Annotated in this window: 20 protein-coding genes, 1 tRNA gene and 2 pseudogenes; 14 read left to right on the forward strand and 9 right to left on the reverse strand. The window is 61.8% G+C overall.

Annotation, left to right across the window (positions count from 1 at the left end):
• Positions 1-4: 4 nt before the first annotated feature.
• Positions 5-172, reverse strand: a complete 168-nt coding sequence (locus ACFOJ9_RS21355; RefSeq protein ID WP_378981048.1) for a hypothetical protein — start codon at positions 170-172, stop codon at positions 5-7.
• Between ACFOJ9_RS21355 and ACFOJ9_RS21360 the strand changes: the two genes are divergently transcribed.
• The 3 genes from ACFOJ9_RS21360 (at position 171) to ACFOJ9_RS21370 (ending at position 2054) form a co-directional block, all read left to right on the forward strand.
• Positions 171-806, forward strand: a complete 636-nt coding sequence (locus ACFOJ9_RS21360; RefSeq protein ID WP_378981050.1) for a hypothetical protein — start codon at positions 171-173, stop codon at positions 804-806. The genes ACFOJ9_RS21355 and ACFOJ9_RS21360 overlap by 2 nt on opposite strands.
• Before the next feature lie 44 nt (positions 807-850).
• Positions 851-1561: a hypothetical protein gene (locus tag ACFOJ9_RS21365; protein WP_378981052.1), complete on the forward strand. Its 711-nt coding sequence runs from the start codon at positions 851-853 to the stop codon at positions 1559-1561.
• A 187-nt stretch (positions 1562-1748) separates the two neighbouring features.
• Positions 1749-2054, forward strand: a complete 306-nt coding sequence (locus tag ACFOJ9_RS21370) for a hypothetical protein (protein ID WP_378981054.1) — start codon at positions 1749-1751, stop codon at positions 2052-2054.
• 9 nt (positions 2055-2063) lie between these two features.
• Here the strand turns inward: ACFOJ9_RS21370 and ACFOJ9_RS21375 are convergent, their stop codons facing one another.
• Complete coding sequence (locus ACFOJ9_RS21375) at positions 2064-2492, reverse strand: DoxX family protein (protein ID WP_378981056.1); 429 nt, start codon at positions 2490-2492, stop codon at positions 2064-2066.
• A 212-nt stretch (positions 2493-2704) separates the two neighbouring features.
• On the opposite strand from ACFOJ9_RS21375, the gene ACFOJ9_RS21380 reads away from it, so the two are divergent.
• Positions 2705-2896: a hypothetical protein gene (locus ACFOJ9_RS21380; RefSeq protein WP_378981058.1), complete on the forward strand. Its 192-nt coding sequence runs from the start codon at positions 2705-2707 to the stop codon at positions 2894-2896.
• A 110-nt stretch (positions 2897-3006) separates the two neighbouring features.
• Here ACFOJ9_RS21380 and ACFOJ9_RS21385 read toward each other — a convergent pair whose 3' ends face one another.
• Positions 3007-3255 (reverse strand): hypothetical protein, encoded by a 249-nt coding sequence (locus ACFOJ9_RS21385; protein WP_378981060.1) that lies wholly within the window; start codon positions 3253-3255, stop codon positions 3007-3009.
• Positions 3256-3399: 144 nt separating this feature from the next.
• Between ACFOJ9_RS21385 and ACFOJ9_RS21390 the strand changes: the two genes are divergently transcribed.
• The 4 genes from ACFOJ9_RS21390 (at position 3400) to ACFOJ9_RS21405 (ending at position 4731) form a co-directional block, all read left to right on the forward strand.
• The gene (locus tag ACFOJ9_RS21390) at positions 3400-3579 is read left to right on the forward strand and encodes a DUF3606 domain-containing protein (protein WP_378981062.1); all 180 of its coding nucleotides are present in this window, start codon (positions 3400-3402) and stop codon (positions 3577-3579) included.
• A gap of 82 nt (positions 3580-3661) precedes the next feature.
• Positions 3662-4105, forward strand: a complete 444-nt coding sequence (locus tag ACFOJ9_RS21395; RefSeq protein WP_378981064.1) for a GFA family protein — start codon at positions 3662-3664, stop codon at positions 4103-4105.
• Positions 4106-4235: 130 nt separating this feature from the next.
• On the forward strand, positions 4236-4472 hold the full coding sequence (locus tag ACFOJ9_RS21400) for a DUF982 domain-containing protein (protein ID WP_378981066.1): 237 nt from the start codon (positions 4236-4238) through the stop codon (positions 4470-4472).
• A 13-nt stretch (positions 4473-4485) separates the two neighbouring features.
• The gene (locus ACFOJ9_RS21405; protein ID WP_378981068.1) at positions 4486-4731 is read left to right on the forward strand and encodes a DUF982 domain-containing protein; all 246 of its coding nucleotides are present in this window, start codon (positions 4486-4488) and stop codon (positions 4729-4731) included.
• A gap of 283 nt (positions 4732-5014) precedes the next feature.
• On the opposite strand, the gene ACFOJ9_RS21410 is transcribed toward ACFOJ9_RS21405, so the two are convergent.
• The gene (locus ACFOJ9_RS21410) at positions 5015-5317 is read right to left on the reverse strand and encodes a hypothetical protein (protein WP_378981070.1); all 303 of its coding nucleotides are present in this window, start codon (positions 5315-5317) and stop codon (positions 5015-5017) included.
• Positions 5318-5579: 262 nt separating this feature from the next.
• On the opposite strand from ACFOJ9_RS21410, the pseudogene ACFOJ9_RS21415 reads away from it, so the two are divergent.
• Positions 5580-6382: pseudogene (locus ACFOJ9_RS21415) on the forward strand (alpha/beta fold hydrolase).
• Here the strand turns inward: ACFOJ9_RS21415 and ACFOJ9_RS21420 are convergent.
• The 3 genes from ACFOJ9_RS21420 to ACFOJ9_RS21430 form a co-directional block, all read right to left on the reverse strand.
• Complete coding sequence (locus ACFOJ9_RS21420; protein WP_378981072.1) at positions 6379-6927, reverse strand: MgtC/SapB family protein; 549 nt, start codon at positions 6925-6927, stop codon at positions 6379-6381. The pseudogene ACFOJ9_RS21415 and the gene ACFOJ9_RS21420 overlap by 4 nt on opposite strands.
• Before the next feature lie 132 nt (positions 6928-7059).
• Complete coding sequence (locus tag ACFOJ9_RS21425) at positions 7060-8124, reverse strand: PAS domain S-box protein (protein ID WP_378981074.1); 1065 nt, start codon at positions 8122-8124, stop codon at positions 7060-7062.
• A 35-nt stretch (positions 8125-8159) separates the two neighbouring features.
• Positions 8160-8450: a hypothetical protein gene (locus ACFOJ9_RS21430; protein WP_378981076.1), complete on the reverse strand. Its 291-nt coding sequence runs from the start codon at positions 8448-8450 to the stop codon at positions 8160-8162.
• Positions 8451-8543: 93 nt separating this feature from the next.
• On the opposite strand from ACFOJ9_RS21430, the gene ACFOJ9_RS21435 reads away from it, so the two are divergent.
• From ACFOJ9_RS21435 to ACFOJ9_RS21455, 5 genes are all read left to right on the forward strand, one after another.
• Positions 8544-8837: a hypothetical protein gene (locus ACFOJ9_RS21435; protein ID WP_378981078.1), complete on the forward strand. Its 294-nt coding sequence runs from the start codon at positions 8544-8546 to the stop codon at positions 8835-8837.
• Between the two features lie 63 nt (positions 8838-8900).
• Positions 8901-8974 (forward strand) — tRNA-Gln (locus tag ACFOJ9_RS21440).
• Positions 8975-9403: 429 nt separating this feature from the next.
• On the forward strand, positions 9404-9547 hold the full coding sequence (locus tag ACFOJ9_RS21445) for a hypothetical protein (protein WP_378981080.1): 144 nt from the start codon (positions 9404-9406) through the stop codon (positions 9545-9547).
• Between the two features lie 222 nt (positions 9548-9769).
• On the forward strand, positions 9770-10057 hold the full coding sequence (locus ACFOJ9_RS21450; protein ID WP_378981082.1) for a hypothetical protein: 288 nt from the start codon (positions 9770-9772) through the stop codon (positions 10055-10057).
• Between the two features lie 250 nt (positions 10058-10307).
• On the forward strand, positions 10308-10514 hold the full coding sequence (locus ACFOJ9_RS21455; RefSeq protein ID WP_109660896.1) for a hypothetical protein: 207 nt from the start codon (positions 10308-10310) through the stop codon (positions 10512-10514).
• A 69-nt stretch (positions 10515-10583) separates the two neighbouring features.
• On the opposite strand, the pseudogene ACFOJ9_RS21460 reads toward ACFOJ9_RS21455, so the two are convergent.
• Together ACFOJ9_RS21460 and ACFOJ9_RS21465 are read right to left on the reverse strand one after the other, a co-directional pair.
• Positions 10584-10727, reverse strand: a pseudogene (locus ACFOJ9_RS21460) (DUF1857 domain-containing protein); the annotation flags it as partial.
• A gap of 15 nt (positions 10728-10742) precedes the next feature.
• The gene (locus ACFOJ9_RS21465) at positions 10743-11612 is read right to left on the reverse strand and encodes an NmrA/HSCARG family protein (RefSeq protein WP_378981083.1); all 870 of its coding nucleotides are present in this window, start codon (positions 11610-11612) and stop codon (positions 10743-10745) included.
• Positions 11613-11663: the final 51 nt, after the last annotated feature.

An 11663-nucleotide genomic window follows, 5' to 3' on the forward strand; every position in this document is an offset into this window, starting at 1 on the left:
CGACTTATTGCTTTGAGGAAGAGGAAGGCGAAGCCTTAGCGGGTCTCGCCTTAGCTTTTTCTTTGGGACTCTTATCAACCTTGCCCGTATCGTGCTGTTTCGGCGCCGTCTGAAGCATCCGCTTCAGCGTGTCGTTGAATTTCTTTTCGTCGTCGGCTTTCGAGGTGTCCATGGAGCCAGCCTTTAAACTTCTCTTGAGTGACGACCAGCATGCCGTTCTAGGCGAGCTTACCGCCATTTTAGGTCAGGTGGATGAAATCCTTATCCGCACGGTTGCCAAACTTTTGAACGTGCAGCGCGGCACCGCAAACCGCATTATGGGGTCCACAAAGGTCTCAGACAATGCCGGCATCTGGGCGGAGGTGATCCGCGCCAAAACGACCGATGAAGATACCCTGTGGCTCGTCACGCATACGCTTGCCGAGATTCAAATCGTATCGGCGGCCAGAAACGACTTTATTCATGCCTGGTTTCAGATCGTCCAACGAGGTGGTGCGTGGGCTGATGGCGTATGGAAAGCAGGTGTTTGGCGTGACGGTGTTTGGGGCGACAAAGCAGTTCTTGAGGCGCGCCGGGTCAAGTCTGATAAGCCGCGCCCCGTGTCGGACTTGCAGGCAGTCAGGGATCAATCTGCCCGGCTATCCTGCCTCGTTGCTCATATTTGGCATTTGCTGACACAAGAGCCGGCGATAGAATCGCCATGGCTCGAAAGGCTCGCGCCAACACTTCCGCCTCGACCACCGCCGAATGAAACTCCACGTCAGGGAAAACGGCGCAAAGGCCCGCAGAAATCATCTGAGGCGTGACCTCAATTTCAGCTTCTTGACCTTTGCCTTTTGGGGATTCTGACATGGCCGATGACCTTACCGAAATTCATGAGCGCGTGAGATGGTGCCGAAATCAGATCTTATTCATGGGCGCCGAAATCGAGCTTTATATGCTCAATGGCGCCTATCTGGTGTCGTCAGAGGTCGACGTAGGTGGAAGAACACACCTGTCAGTCCAACTGGGGAAACCCATCCCGGCATCAATCCGCATTACGGCCGGTTCCGTGGCTCATGAATTGAGAGCCACGCTAGATTCACTTGCCTGCGTTTTGGCCGCTCGAAACGGGCAAACAGCTGACAACGTCTATTTTCCCGTTTCCAAAAGCGCCGCCATCTTCGCCGCAGACGGGCAAAAGAAAATCACAAAGCTTTCGGTAGCCGACAAGGCAACTATCGCTTCCCTCAACCCCTACGCTGAGGGAAATCCAATGCTCTTTGCGCTTCATGAGACGGATTTGATGCGCAAGCACCGGCGCTTGGTCCTTACCTCCGCTGGCGTTAGCCACTTTGCCCTCACTGGAGGCACTATCGTCTCCCCCATTATCAAGTTTGAGGGACCGCTCACTCACGTTAAGCAAACAATCATGAGCTACGAGGGTGGGTTCAATATGCAAGGCAACCTCGCCATCGATGTCAGCTTTGCTGAGCCCAAATTCCTCGTAGGACGGCCACTTATTGCCGTACTCAACGATTTTGCGAATCTTGTCCAAGCGATTGTCGAGTTGTTCGATTGAGATGCCGGCCTGTCGGCTCGAATCATATGACATATTCCCATACTTTCTCAAGTATATAATTAGGAAAAAATTCCTAGGCCGCGCTTTCGGCACCCTACCGAAGACGTGCCAAGGCATCGCCTCGCCGCGCCCTCCGGAGCGAAAACGCCGCTCGCGCGTTTCGATCGTAGCCACGGGAGCAATCGCCATGAATGTCGCCAATCTGCAACTCGAAGGCCTGCTGATGGCCGTCGCGTCGGTCAACCGCCTCCTGGTTCAAAAGGGGGTGCTGACATCTGAGGAAATCGATGTGGCCTTGCGCAAGACCGAGGCCGGCGAGACCAACCAGGAGCGATCCGAAGGCATGTCCGCGTCAAGCCGTGACGCCGTCAACTTTCCAATCCGGCTGCTGGAACTCGCCAATCAGTGCCAGCCGGAGGCGGACATGCCCTCCTTTTCGAAGCTGGCCCGCATGGTCGGCAAGATAAAGGAACCCTACAACGACCAGCTATGAGGGCACGACCTACGCCCTGCCCGGCCATCCCAAATTGAGCGAAAGCACCCGGCCCGGACCATGCACGGCCGCGAACAGCAATCCGGCCAGGAAGGAAAAATGGTCGACGAAGAAGCCGAACTCGGCCTGGTTGCCGGCCCAGTGGCTGGGTCCGTGGAAGGCAAAGCCGAGGAACAGCACATAGGCGGCGGCGACAAGGGCGGCCTGCGTGAAGAAGGCGCCGGTCAGGAAACACAGCACCAGGGCGACTTCCAGGATCGCCGCGCACCAGGCCAGCAACAGCGGAAACGGGAATCCGGCGGCGGCGATGTAGCCGGCGGTCGCCTCCATGCCCATGAATTTGAAGGTCACGGCCATCAGGAAGACACCGGCGAAGATCAGCCGGGCGATGAGAAGGGCCGCGGTCTGCCACGGCGATTGAGTGATTTGCGACGGCATGCTCGTTCTCCAGCTTTGCAGGTTGGTCGCTCCTAGGACGCGCCACGGGTGCCAGGTCCGACACATCAGGCCAATTTTTTCTCGACAGCCGCGATGCAGGCGCTCCGGCGCGGATCCGGGGCGCCTCTTGAAGCCTGCACCGCGCCGGCAAAACCGATTTATCGCTTTGCCGGCTGATGTTACATTATTGCCCGCTCAAAGGGGGATCGGACATGGCCAAGGCATTGACCATCGGCGCGCCGCAACATCCGGCGATGAGCACCGCTTATGAGCAGGAGTGCCGGGAGGCGCTCGTCCCTCATCTCGACGCGTTGCTCGACAAGGTCGAGGCCGCCGGCTGGGACCGCGGGCAGGCCGCCTCGGCGCTCATGTATCTCGCCGCGATGCGGCTGAAGCCGGCCTGACGCACGCCCGGCCCGCACGGCCTTCCCGCGCGTCCCGCGATTGAACTTGTTGGTAACCACGAAAGTGCTATTATTAGCCAGGGCTAATGCACAGGCGTGTGCCGATGCAGCTATTCGGGCGGGTTGAAATTGGGCACGAACGTCAGGTTCAGGACAAAATCCCGTGGCGTCCGGTCGACGGCGCTGGAATGCAGCGGTTGCGGCGGCGCCGGCCAGGTCTTCCAATGCCAGCGCTGGGCGAGTTCCAACGGCCATTGCTGCCCCGCCGGCACGCACCAGCGCGGCTGCCCCGGTATCAGTGCTGCATGCAGCGAGTGCGACGGCGACCATTCGTCCGACGCCGACCCCCATGCGGCCATCGGCCTGATACAGGCTTTACGATGCCATGGCGTTATTGTCGTGGCGGTGGAACCCGCGGCGCCGATCTGTGTTATGTCCTGTTGATCGCGGGATCGGGCGCCGACGGCTGTGCGTTTCCCCGACAACAGAAAGCGAGGCCCGAGATGGCTGACGACAAATCGAAGACGAAACAGGACCGCAAGCTGGTCTCGAGCGAAGAGCCTTACGAGGTCGCTGCCTTTGCCCGCAAATACGGCGTTCCGCCAAGCGAGGCGCAGACCATCATCAAGCGCTACGGGCCGTCGCGCAAGAAGCTCGATGCCTATATGGCGGCGCGCGGCTAGAGCCTGTTTCATCCCGGGATCGGGACGGGGCTCAGCACCTGTCCCACCCGGCCCGCAGAGCCACGCATTGAGGGAGGTCGTCATGTCCGACAGCATACGCAGGACCGGCAGCTGCCTGTGCGGCGGCGTGCAGTTCTCGGTCAGCGGCGCACCGCTGCGCGTTGGTCTGTGCCATTGCAAGGATTGCCGCAAGGCCGGCGGATCGGTCTACTCGGCCTTTGCCGTCTGGCCGCGCGAGGCCTTCGAGACGACAGGCCTCGTCAGCTCCTATGGCACGCGCAGCTTCTGTCCGACCTGCGGCGGCCGCGTCGCCTGGGTCGACGACAACGAGGCCGAGGTGGCGATCGGCAGCCTCGACGTCGCCCCGACCGATCTCGTCCCCGAATATGAATTGTGGATCTCAAGGCGCGAAACCTGGCTGCAGGCCTTGCCCGGCACCGAGCAGTTCGAGCATGACCGGCCAGCGGCGCACAACGCCGAAGTGCCGACGCCGAGGTCGCTGTCGGACGTCGATGCCGCCGAGTGAGATTTGATCTTTCGGGAAGGGAACCCTGCCCTGCCGGCAACGTTATCAGCGCCCTGTCCTTTGTGCATATCGTTTTCCCCAAAACCGCTGTGCGCTTTTGGGCGACATGCTTCAGTCACGGAGACGACCGTTGAACGACAAGATGTTTCCCCGACCCATCCGGCTGAAATTTGCCCCCGAGCGTGAGCGCGTCGTGCGCAGCGCCTGGGAAAGCCTGGAATGTCTCGGCGACTGGCCGGCCGGCCGGGGCCGGCGTTATCGGGCGGCGTTGCGCAGCTGTCGCGATGCGCTGGATGGCTGGACGCCGCCGGAAAAGGCGATGCGGGCGATGATCGACGCCGCGCGCGAAGCAAAATTCCTCCAGTAGGGGAAAACACGAGATGGCCGAGTTGATGCTGCCCACGCCGATGCGGATCAAGCCGCATGGCTCCGACACGATCCGCGACATCGCCACGCTCAGGGATGCCAGCGAAATCCTGATCGACTGGCCGCAGGCCAAACGCGGCCCCTTCTATCAGGCGGCGCGCGAAAAGATCGAAGCCGCGCTGGAAAACAACACAGGCGCCGCCGAGGCTCAGGAAGCCTTCGCGGCGCTCTGCAACCACGCCGGCGTGCTGGTGCGATAGAGGTTCAACGAAAAAGCAGGCGCGGCACCATGCCTCGCCTGCTTTTTTCAGTCGGTCGTGATTATTCCGCCGGCAGCTCGCCCTGTACGATCGGGTGAGAGGTTTCGAACCCAACACTCCTTGGCGCCATCAGCATCAAGGCAATCACAATGGCTATCGAGGCAAGAAACGCGGCGGTACGCGCAATATCTCTCACGATAATTTCTCCAATTCCAAGTCGTGAAAGAAACGTTCCTGCTAAAACGAGGTTCCGCCACCTTGCCAGAATACCGGCAAACCTGCCCTACTGCTTCGGCGGCTGGGCCGGCACTTCACCCGGCTTGATCACCGGCGTCCTGCCCTGGTCGGGCGCCGGTGCAGCCATTCCCTGATCTCCTGTGGGGGGCGGTTTCAGCACACCGCCGCAATCGTTGAGCGTCTCCGTCAGACTGGCGTCGCTAGGCTGCTGTTTTGCATCTTGCTCGGTCTGAGCCCGGCATTTGTCGGCCTGCGGCGCCTGGCTGTCGTTCTGCTGGTCCGTCTGGGCTGCGGCCGGCACTGCCAGCGCCAGCATCAGGCTGAATGGCACGATGGCGAGAGTTCTCATCTCTGCCTCCTTCTTTCCGCGGTCGCCAGCGGCGACCTTTCCCTTCGCAGGAACAACGCCTGTCGATGAAAAAGGTTGGCCGCTTGCGTCCGATCCTGTTGCAACCAAATCCGTTCGCCGCCCGTTGCGCGTGCCGGAGGCGATCATGTTCGATGAGTTTCAAAGCGCGGAAATCGACACCGGTGATGCCGGCATATTCTGCCTGCGTGCCGGCAGCGGGCCGCCGTTGCTGTTGCTGCACGGCTTTCCGCAAACGCATCTGATGTGGCGCAACATTGCGCCCGTCCTGGTTGACCGGTTCAGCGTCGTCTGCGCCGACCTGCGCGCTATGGCGGCAGCTCCTGCCCGGCGTCCGCTCCGGACCATGCGCCCTACGCCAAGCGTGCCATGGCCGCCGACATGGTGGCGCTGATGGAAAATCTCGGTTTCAGCCGTTTCATGGTCGCCGGCCATGATCGCGGCGGGCGTGTCGCCTACCGCATGGCGCTCGATCATCCCGTCAGCATCGAAAAGCTCGCCGTGCTCGACATCGTGCCGACGGCCGATGCCTGGGATCGAGCCGACGCGAGGCTGGCGCTGGGCTACTGGCCACGGTCGTTGCTGGCGCAGCCCGAGCCGTTGCCGGAAAAATCCTGGCCGGCGCCGCCGAGGCGATTGTCGACAATGCGCTCAGCGGTTGGGGGGTCATCGCCATCGGTGTTTCCAGGCGAAGTGCGTCAGGCCTATGTCGATGCCTTGCGCGCGCCTTCCCACATTCATGCGATCTGTGAGGAATACCGTGCGGCGGCCACCCTTGACCGTGCCCATGACCATGCCGACAAAGCCGCCGGCCAGCGCATCCGCTGCCCGCTTCTGGCACTGTGGAGCGGCCAGGGCGCGTTGGCGGAATGGTATGCCGGCGAAGGCGGGCCGCTGGCGCTGTGGCGCGGCTGGGCCGATGACGTGCGCGGCCAGGCGATGCCAGGCGGGCATTTCTTTCCCGAGGAGAACCCGGCGCGGACCGCCGACGCGCTGGCCAGCTTTTTCGGCGAAACCAGTCAGGATATTTCGCAGCGTCGCACCTAGCTGCGCCCTCGCTTTGACGGGGCCGAAGCCGCCTCCTTCTTCTCCGGCCTTGCCTTGTCCTCATCACCGGCGGCAAGGCCGGGTCCGCGTTCGAACCGGCGCAGAAGCCCGGCAACCACCAGCACGATCAGCGTGCCGAAACCGGCCACTTGCCACAGGCCCAGTCCGCAGGCGACGCCGATCGCGCCCGCCAGCCACATGCCGGCGCCTGTCGTCAGCCCGTGCACCTCGCCGCGCGCAAACATGATCGAGCCCGCGGCAAGGAAGGCGACGCCGGCGGTCACCGCCTCGACCACCCGGATCGGATCGACCTTGACGGAGTCCTGCGCAAACATCGGCGCATGAACGATCTCGATCGTCAGGATGCCGAAAGTGGCAGCGGCGACGCAGACCAGCATATGCGTGCGAAGCCCGGCGGGACGATTGCGCCATTCGCGCTCGAAGCCGATGACCGCGCCATAGAGCGTCGCCAGCAACAGCCGCGCCGCGATGACCGGAAACGAGGTGTAGGTGGGATGGCCGAATTCCTCGACGAGCTGTTCCATGAGGTCCCTTCGAACGCCTGACGCCAACAACGCGGCCGCCGGGCCACGGTTCCTGAATTCACGACGGATGCGGCAATGGGCCGTCGTTGTTTCTGAACGCTTCTGCCGGGATGAAGCGGCCGGACCGGCCTCTCAAGGGCTGAAGGACGGCTCGGTGTCGAGCATTTCGGCGCCGAGCTGCGCAACGATGATCGATTCCAGCGGCGCCGTCAGCGACCAGCTGAGATGGCCCGGGCTGCGCTCCAGAACCGCCGAGCCGTTCAGCGATTGCGGCGCGACCCGCTGCAGGACGACGGTGCCAAAACCCTTGCGCGTGCTTTCGTCCCGTCGGTCCCCTTCATACACCGGCATCGTCTCGTCCCAGACGAGATGGATTTCCCGCTTGCCCGAAACACCGCTGGCGATCTGCCAGGTGATCTCGAGCCGCCCGGCATCACCCGCCAGCGCGCCATATTTGGAAGAGTTGGTGCCAAGCTCATGGAAGGCCATGCCGAGGCTCTGCACGGCGTTCGGCTGCAAGGTCAGCAGCGGTCCGGAGAGCGATACCTGCTCTTCGTGGCCGAACGGCGTGAGCTGCTCCTGGATGAGGTCGAAGAGGCTGGCGCCCGCCCATTCCGAATTCACCAGCAGGTCGTGCGAGCGCGACAGCGCCATGATGCGGGAGCGGATGAGTTCCTCGAACTCGCGCGGATCGGTCGAGCGTTTGCCTGTCTCCCTGACCATCGAGAGGATCACCGCGAATTGGTTCTTGACGCGATGGTTCACCTCTCGCAGCAAAAGCCGGATCCGGCGCTCGCTCTCCTTGGTCGCGGTGATGTCGCGGGCGATCTTCGAAGCGCCGATGATCTCGCCGGATGCATTCCTGATCGGCGACACGGTCAGCGACACGGCGATGAAGCTGCCGTCCTTGCGCCGCCGCACCGTCTCGTAGCTGGCCACGACCTCGCCCTTGCGAACCCGGCCGATGATGTCACCCTCTTCATCCCTGAGATGATCGGGAATGAGCATCAGCACCGACCGGCCGACAGCCTCCTCCGCAGTGTAGCCGAACATATGCTGCGCCGCCCCGTTCCAACTGGTGATGACGCTGTTCAGATCCTTGCTGATGATGGCGTCGAAAGATGAATCGACGATCGCCGCCAGCCTTGCGTCGGCGGTGGTTTCGATCAGACCATCGATGCCTGCCAATTCCGTCATGGCCCCGCCCTTCCCCCGGCCCCTCTGGGCTCACATCAGGGATTTCCATCCATGTTCTGCAATGCGTGGCGGACATTTTGGTTGCAATGGGGCGTGATGTTCGAAGCAGGCCCAGCTTCAGAATCAGGTCGGTCTGGGGTGACATCTTCCGGGGCGTCAAACGGACGATCGGCCGGAACGTCCCGTTGCGGACAATCCTCGTAGCGGTGGTCGCGACCGCCGCAGAACGAACAGCACATGGCTTCGCGATCTTCGCCGCCAGGCCACCATTTCGGTGTTTCGTAATGCTTCCGGCTGTCCATCCCCAGCAATGCGCGACGCGCCATTTGGTTGCGCCGCCAAAGACGGCCAGCCGGACGTTGCGGAACCACCGGCCAAGATGCGAGTTTCGCGTGACACGCTCATTCGAGGAAACCGCGATGCCCGTCCGCCGAATTGCCTTGATGACGGCAGCGATCCTGCTGGCTGCGACCGGCATGGCAGACGCCCGGCCCGATACCCGCACGATGAGTTGCCACCAACTCCGGCAGCTGATCCAGAGCCATCGCGCCGTGGTGCTGACCACCGGTCCCAACACCTATGACCGCTATGTCAGGCAGTTTGGCAACGAATGCGATTGGCCCGAGGTACCGATGTCGGCCTATGTCCCGACCCGTGACGGAAGCTGTCCGGTCTACCGCTGCGAGGAACCGGTCACCGACTTTCCAGACTGATGCGGCCGCCCTGCGTTGATCCCGGCGCGCGAACCGGCTAGGGGTGTAGGCGCAGTTGCATCTTCCCGCTTCGTCTAATGGTAGGACAGCGCCCTTTGAAGGCGTGAATCGTGGTTCGAGCCCATGAGCGGGAACCAAAATTAAGCGCTGCAGGGCCACCGGCTGTCCTCTCCGAACCAATTGCTAAGCCTTTTTCGGCTTTTGCCTAGGACGAAGAAGGTCACCTGATTTCTCCCGGGAGAACGCTCCAATCCGATCTTATTAGCACATGCTTGTATTTCTTCAGAAGCAGGATCATCATCAAGCTGTTAGTGGCTTGAAGGGGTGAAGCGCCATGCAACTGAGTTGCTTTGACCAGAGTGGGGGCATCTTTGCATCGACGATGTTCCTGAACATCACGGCGGTTATGATAATTGTGGCAGCATTGGCCGCTATACGGCTGATTGCAATGTCGGGCGAAGGTTCTATCGAACAGCTCCAGACGGTGTAGCCCGCGAGGTGCTTCCCATCTGGAGAAGTATATGGCCGCGAGGAAGGTGATAGCCGTCAAGGACTGGTCTTGCGGCATGAGCGACGAGCTTGGCCGTGTGGTCCTGACCATCAACCCGACCGAGGGTGAGCCAATCCTGGTTTTGATGACAATTTTCCAAGCGGCGAAAATGGCCGGGGAATTGCGGTCGCCGAAACGCGTGCCCTTCTCACCTCAGTGACACCACGCCCGCGGAAAAGAAGGGATAGGAGCACCCTTCGATGGCGCGAACCGTGGTTCGAGCCCATGAGCGGAACCAAAATCAATCACACAGTCCGGTCTGGTTCGGGTCCGGACGGCCATATGCGGATTTTGAGTGACCGGGTTCGCTGACATTTTTTAGCGACAGCGAAACCAAGGTCGCACGCCCACGTTGAGGCTCGTCCAACAGGGAGCTCAGGCAATGGATCCGGCAAGCGCGGCAGTGATGGTTTTGCTTTCGTGCAGCACCGGCGAGGCCGCCGTCTGCAAACCCGTGGAAACGGCGCCTGCTTTGTACGCATCGATCGATCAATGCCGGGCGTCATTGGCCGACAGGCTGGCGAACTCGCCCAATGGCGAGATCGTCGGCCGGTGCCAGTCAATCGACCCGACCGCCACGGCTTCTCTACCGGCGGACTACACCACGGTCATCGTCACGCGAGGAATAGGTGCCGTGACGAGCTATGTCGTGCCACGCCGGGCGAAATGAGCAGAGAGCGCCGCTGAGCCGCCTGGCCATTAGGTCCGACGACGGTTTTGCGGACGTAACGGCGATGGCAACGAGGATCAAACTCGCCGGGGCAGCCCCAACGCCTCCCCAGCGAGCCTGTTGCTCCGCTACGATGAACAATGGAGCAATTGATGAGCTACGAATCCGGGCGCGACTAAGTTGCATCCGGCCTCCTGAAACCATTTCGCGGACCCTGCGTTGACCACCGGGGCCGACACAGGAGACTCTTATGACCGTCAACTGCCGCATATCGATCGACAACCGGCCGGAAGCCACCGACGCGGTTTTCCAGGCGGTTCCCCGGATCGGCGAAAGCGTCTCCCTATCGATCAACGGAAATGCGCAGGACCTGCGGGTATCGCGTGTCGTGCACGTGACCAATGGCAGCCTGGAAGGTGCCGCGATCGTCGTCGAAGTGACGACCAACATTCTATAGAGGCGAGCCATGGCGTCCCGCGCAAGGCAGGGCGGCTCCCTAAGAGGGCCGCCCTGCTGTTTGTGATGATCAGAGCTTTCCCTCTGCGAGCAGTTCGCGGGTCCGCATCAGCGTCGACAGCAGGGCGGCCTTGTAGCCGTTTTCGCTGGCGAACTGAGTCTGCTCGGCCTGCTCCTCGCGACTGTTTGGCTCTTTGCCGCGCAGGCCCATGTAAGCGGATTGCTTCCGTCAGGCGGAGGCAGCGACTTGTGAGGCGAAGTCGCGATATGGGCGCAGCGGGCGGCCCAGAAGCGCAGTCAGGCGCTCGACGTCGCCGGCCTCGGGCAGCATCCCGTCGGTCAGGAACCGCTCGCCCATCAAGCGCATGTCGTAGGCCATCCAGGCGGGTAAGAGCAGCTTGAGATTCTGCTCGAAACCTTCGGTGCTGTCGCCGCTGTAGTTGATCGGGCGGGCGAGTACGTCTGACCAGATGGCGGCGATATCCATCCCGGTCAGGGTCTGCGGACCGACGAGGTTGACCCGCTCGAGCGCAAGCGGCTCTGTGGACTGTTCGCGGCGCAGCAGCTCAAGGGCGGCGATCTCGGCGATATCACGCACGTCGATCATGGCGAGACCCTTGGCGCCGATCGGCATTGTGTAGGTGCCGTAGCCGGTGATGACGTCTTCGATCATCAGATCGTTCTGGATGAAGTAGGCCGGGCGCAAGATCGTAGCCTTGAAGCCCATCTGCTCGATCATTCGCTCGACGCCGAACTTGCCCGCGAAATGCGGCACGTTCACATAGACGTCGGCGTGGATCACCGACAGATAGACGATCCGCTCGATACTCGCCGATCGGGCGACGTTCAACGCGACCAAAGCCTGGGTGAATTCGTCCGGCACCACGGCGTTCAAGAGGAACAGAGTGGAAATGCCGGACATGGCTTTGCGCAGCGAATCGACGTCGAGAAAGTCGCCTTGCACGACCGATACGCCTGCCGGGAAGCTGGCTTTCGACGGATCGCGGACGAGAGCGCGGACATCGGCGCCGCGCTTGACGAGGTGTTCGACGACTTGGCGGCCAACATTGCCTGTGGCGCCGGTAACGAGGATGGTCATGGAATTTCTCCTGTTGGGTTGCTTGACAGGCCCAATATGTGTGGCTCACAA

The sequence above is a fragment of the Mesorhizobium cantuariense genome, from assembly GCF_042647205.1.
GTDB classification, from domain to species: domain Bacteria; phylum Pseudomonadota; class Alphaproteobacteria; order Rhizobiales; family Rhizobiaceae; genus Mesorhizobium; species Mesorhizobium cantuariense.

Bases quoted from the DNA above. Each gene is read 5' to 3' on its own strand.
- ACFOJ9_RS21360 (WP_378981050.1), top strand. From the start codon at position 171: ATGGAGCCAGCCTTTAAACTTCTCTTGAGTGACGACCAGCATGCCGTT.
- ACFOJ9_RS21355 (WP_378981048.1), bottom strand. From the start codon at position 172: ATGGACACCTCGAAAGCCGACGACGAAAAGAAATTCAACGACACGCTG.
- ACFOJ9_RS21365 (WP_378981052.1), top strand. From the start codon at position 851: ATGGCCGATGACCTTACCGAAATTCATGAGCGCGTGAGATGGTGCCGA.
- ACFOJ9_RS21370 (WP_378981054.1), top strand. From the start codon at position 1,749: ATGAATGTCGCCAATCTGCAACTCGAAGGCCTGCTGATGGCCGTCGCG.
- ACFOJ9_RS21375 (WP_378981056.1), bottom strand. From the start codon at position 2,492: ATGCCGTCGCAAATCACTCAATCGCCGTGGCAGACCGCGGCCCTTCTC.
- ACFOJ9_RS21380 (WP_378981058.1), top strand. From the start codon at position 2,705: ATGGCCAAGGCATTGACCATCGGCGCGCCGCAACATCCGGCGATGAGC.
- ACFOJ9_RS21385 (WP_378981060.1), bottom strand. From the start codon at position 3,255: ATGGCCGCATGGGGGTCGGCGTCGGACGAATGGTCGCCGTCGCACTCG.
- ACFOJ9_RS21390 (WP_378981062.1), top strand. From the start codon at position 3,400: ATGGCTGACGACAAATCGAAGACGAAACAGGACCGCAAGCTGGTCTCG.
- ACFOJ9_RS21395 (WP_378981064.1), top strand. From the start codon at position 3,662: ATGTCCGACAGCATACGCAGGACCGGCAGCTGCCTGTGCGGCGGCGTG.
- ACFOJ9_RS21405 (WP_378981068.1), top strand. From the start codon at position 4,486: ATGGCCGAGTTGATGCTGCCCACGCCGATGCGGATCAAGCCGCATGGC.
- ACFOJ9_RS21410 (WP_378981070.1), bottom strand. From the start codon at position 5,317: ATGAGAACTCTCGCCATCGTGCCATTCAGCCTGATGCTGGCGCTGGCA.
- ACFOJ9_RS21420 (WP_378981072.1), bottom strand. From the start codon at position 6,927: ATGGAACAGCTCGTCGAGGAATTCGGCCATCCCACCTACACCTCGTTT.
- ACFOJ9_RS21425 (WP_378981074.1), bottom strand. From the start codon at position 8,124: ATGACGGAATTGGCAGGCATCGATGGTCTGATCGAAACCACCGCCGAC.
- ACFOJ9_RS21430 (WP_378981076.1), bottom strand. From the start codon at position 8,450: ATGGCGCGTCGCGCATTGCTGGGGATGGACAGCCGGAAGCATTACGAA.
- ACFOJ9_RS21435 (WP_378981078.1), top strand. From the start codon at position 8,544: ATGCCCGTCCGCCGAATTGCCTTGATGACGGCAGCGATCCTGCTGGCT.
- ACFOJ9_RS21445 (WP_378981080.1), top strand. From the start codon at position 9,404: ATGAGCGACGAGCTTGGCCGTGTGGTCCTGACCATCAACCCGACCGAG.
- ACFOJ9_RS21450 (WP_378981082.1), top strand. From the start codon at position 9,770: ATGGATCCGGCAAGCGCGGCAGTGATGGTTTTGCTTTCGTGCAGCACC.
- ACFOJ9_RS21455 (WP_109660896.1), top strand. From the start codon at position 10,308: ATGACCGTCAACTGCCGCATATCGATCGACAACCGGCCGGAAGCCACC.
- ACFOJ9_RS21465 (WP_378981083.1), bottom strand. From the start codon at position 11,612: ATGACCATCCTCGTTACCGGCGCCACAGGCAATGTTGGCCGCCAAGTC.